The sequence below is a fragment of the Microbacterium resistens NBRC 103078 genome (assembly GCF_001552355.1).
Lineage (GTDB): Bacteria > Actinomycetota > Actinomycetes > Actinomycetales > Microbacteriaceae > Microbacterium > Microbacterium resistens.
The window spans coordinates 1-3,294 of the sequence record NZ_BCRA01000192.1 but is presented as its reverse complement, the minus strand read 5'-3'; the positions used below and the strand labels follow the sequence as shown (position 1 = coordinate 3,294).

The window sequence follows — 3,294 nt, the reverse complement described above, 5'->3', positions numbered from 1 at the left end:
GCTGCGCGCGGGCTCCGCGGCCGTGACCGCCGTGCGCGAGGCGATCCGCCTCCCCCGCCCCGCCACGCCGGCGCCGCCGATCCCGCCGGGCGCCGCCCTCGACGTCTCCGGCCTCACCCCGCTGATCACACCCAATCGCGACTTCTACCGCATCGACACGGCCCTCGTCGTGCCCTCGATCGATCCGGGCGCGTGGCGGCTGCGGGTTCACGGGATGGTCGACGAGGAGGTGGAGCTGACGTGGGGCGAGCTCCTGGCGCTGCCGCTCACCGAGTCGGCGACGACCCTCTCCTGCGTCTCGAACGTCGTCGGCGGCGACCTCGTCGGAACGGCGGTGTGGCTCGGGCATCCGATCCGCCAGCTCCTGGCGCGGGCCCGACCCCACCCGGACGCGGACATGGTGCTGTCCCGCTCCCAGGACGGGTTCACCGCGGGCACGCCGCTCGACGCGCTCACCGACGACCGCGACGCCCTGCTCGCCGTCGGCATGAACGGCGAGCCGCTGCCTCCCGAGCACGGCTTCCCGGTGCGGATGGTGGTCCCGGGTCTCTACGGCTACGTGTCGGCGACGAAGTGGGTCACGGAGCTGGAGGTCACCCGCTTCGACCGGGCGAGGGCGTACTGGACGGATCGGGGATGGTCCGCACGAGGCCCGATCAAGCTCCAGTCCCGCATCGACGTCCCGCGGAGGGGACGCGAGACCCGCGCGGGCGACGCCGTGATCGCCGGCGTCGCGTGGCGGCCGGGCACGGGGATCGGCGCCGTGGAGGTCCAGGTGGACGACGGACCCTGGCAGCGGGCGCAGCTCGCCCCCGCGATCTCCGCCGACACCTGGGTGCAGTGGCGGCTGCCGTGGCGGGCCGAACCCGGGGACCACCGGATCCGCTGCCGCGCGATCGGCGCCGACGGCGAGGTGCAGACGGCGACGGAGTCGCTGCCCGCACCGGACGGCGCCACGGGCTGGCACACCGTCCGGGCGACCGTCGCGCCCGCGTGAGCCCGGATGCGCCGCGATCCTCACGGAACCCTAACGCTTCACTCTCTTCACGAATTCGTGAAATCCGCGTACGCTCGCCGTCATGAACACGATCATCCGCACGCGCGGGCTCACCAAGCACTACGGTCGCGTGCACGCCCTCGACGGACTCGACCTCCACGTCGACGCCGGCCAGGTGCACGGCTTCCTCGGCCCGAACGGCGCGGGCAAGTCCACGACCATCCGCATCCTCCTCGGGCTCGCCCGGCGCACCGGCGGCGAGGCCGAGGTCTTCGGCGAGGAGCCGTGGAGCGCCGCCGCCCGCCTGCACCGGCGCATCGCCTACGTCCCCGGCGACGTCAGCGTCTGGCCGAACCTCTCCGGCGGCGAGGCCATCGACCTCCTGGCGCGGCTGCGGGGAGCGCGGACCACGCATCCGTCCTATCGCGCGCAGAAGCACCGCCTGATGGACGCCTTCCAGTTCGACCCCACGAAGAAGGGGCGCTCCTACTCCAAGGGCAACCGGCAGAAGGTCGCACTGATCGCCGCGTTCGCCGTTCCGGCGGAGCTCTACATCCTGGACGAGCCGACCAGCGGCCTGGATCCGCTCATGGAGGTGATGTTCCGCCGCGAGGTCGCCCGCGTCCGGGAGGCCGGGGCGACCGTGCTGCTGTCCAGCCACATCATGTCGGAGGTCGAGCAGCTGTGCGACCGGGTGTCGATCATCCGGGAGGGCCGGATCGTGGAGTCCGGCACCCTCGCTGAGCTGCGGCACCTGACGCGGACGGAGATCTCGTTCGACGGCGAGGACGCCGCAGGGCTCGCCGGCATCCCCGAGGCGCACGACGGGACGGTCCAGGAGGGACGCGTCCGGTTCACGGTCGACAGCGACCGGGTCGTCGCCGTCCTTCCCGAGCTGGCCCGTCGGGACGTCACCGGCCTCCGGATCGAGCCGCCGTCCCTGGAGGAGCTGTTCCTCCGTCACTACGGCGACGACCTGGCCGAGCAGGAGCGCGACGACGAGCACGAGGCCGGCGGCGACGCGCCGCGCACCCGGCGGACCGCGAGGGCCGGCCGATGATCGCCCTGCTGCGCCAGCGGCTGCGCCGCGATCGGCTCCAGCTCCTGCTCTGGATCCTCGGCACCGTCGCGCTCGCCCTCGCCGCCGTGGGCGGGGCGTCCTCGTCCTACGGCACGGATAAGGAGCGCACGGAGGTCCTGGCCACCGTCATGGCGAACCCCGTGATCCTGCTGTTCCGGGGCCTCCCCTCCGGCGCCGAGCGGGCGGCGTTCACGCTGTTCCTGATCCTGCCGTTCCTGGCGATGCTCGCCGGGTTCCTGAGCACATTCCTGGCCGTCCGGCACACCCGCGCCGAGGAGGAGCTCGGACGCGCGGAGCTCGTCGCCGCCACGGCGGCAGCCCGGCTGACGCCGCTGCTCGCCACGATCGTGCACGGCGTGCTGGCCGACGTCGTCCTGGGCCTGCTCGTGGCCGCGTCGTTCCTGTCGGCGGGCTTCCCCGTCGCGGGATCGGCTGTCGCGGGGCTCGCCGTGGCCTCGGTCGGCCTGTGCTTCCTGGGCGTCGGCCTCGCCGCCGGGCAGATCATGCGGACCTCGCGCGGAGCCAACGCCCTGGCCGTGTGGCTCCTCGTCGGGACCTACGTGATCGCGGGGCTGGGCAACGCCCTGGGCACGCCGAACGACGACCTGACCCGCATGGAGTCGAGCCCCCTCGCCTGGTTCTCGCCGTTCGGGTGGGCCATGAACACGCGCCCGTACGCAGACGACGCGGTCTGGCCGACCCTGCTGGGGATCGGCGCGGGCGCGGTGCTGACGCTGGCCGCGATCGGGGTGCAGTCGGTGCGTGACATCGGGGCGGGGATCGTGCCCGAGCGGCGCGGACGGACGGACGCTCCGGCCGCCCTGGCCTCCGGGGCCGGACTCGTGTGGCGGCTGACCAGGGGGTCCGTGCTCGGATGGGCCGCGGGCGCCCTGGTGACGGGACTGCTGGCGACGAGCCTCGCCGCGGTGGTGAACGAGATCGGGACGAAGGTCGAGGCCGTCCAGCGGATCTTCGAGGCGCTGTCGGACCGCGGGGGCCTCGAGGAGGGGCTGATCGTGATCTTCTACATCATCGTGGGCGTGCTCGCGGCGTGCGCCGCGGTGCAGACCGTGTGCCGCGCACGGCAGGAGGAGGCGCACGGCACGGCCGAGGCTGTCCTGGCGACCGCGGTCGACCGGGTCCGCTGGCTCGCCGGCTACGTGGGGGTGGCCGTGCTCGCCGTCGTCCTCGTCGCGGCGGCGGCGGTCGCCGGATC

The 3,294-nt window shown here is 73.8% G+C and carries 3 protein-coding genes; all 3 read left to right on the top strand.

Features of this window, described 5'->3' with window-relative positions:
* Positions 1 to 997 (top strand): molybdopterin-dependent oxidoreductase (locus MR1_RS18785; RefSeq protein ID WP_157518395.1); only part of this gene is annotated, 997 nt, incomplete at its 5' end.
* Between the two features lie 82 nt (positions 998 to 1,079).
* A complete protein-coding gene (locus MR1_RS18780) occupies positions 1,080 to 2,057 on the top strand; it encodes an ABC transporter ATP-binding protein (protein WP_067250724.1) in 978 nt (325 codons plus the stop codon).
* The coding region (locus tag MR1_RS18775) for a polyketide antibiotic transporter (RefSeq protein ID WP_067250722.1) at positions 2,054 to 3,294 on the top strand (1,241 nt) is incomplete at its 3' end. The genes MR1_RS18780 and MR1_RS18775, both read left to right, overlap by 4 nt.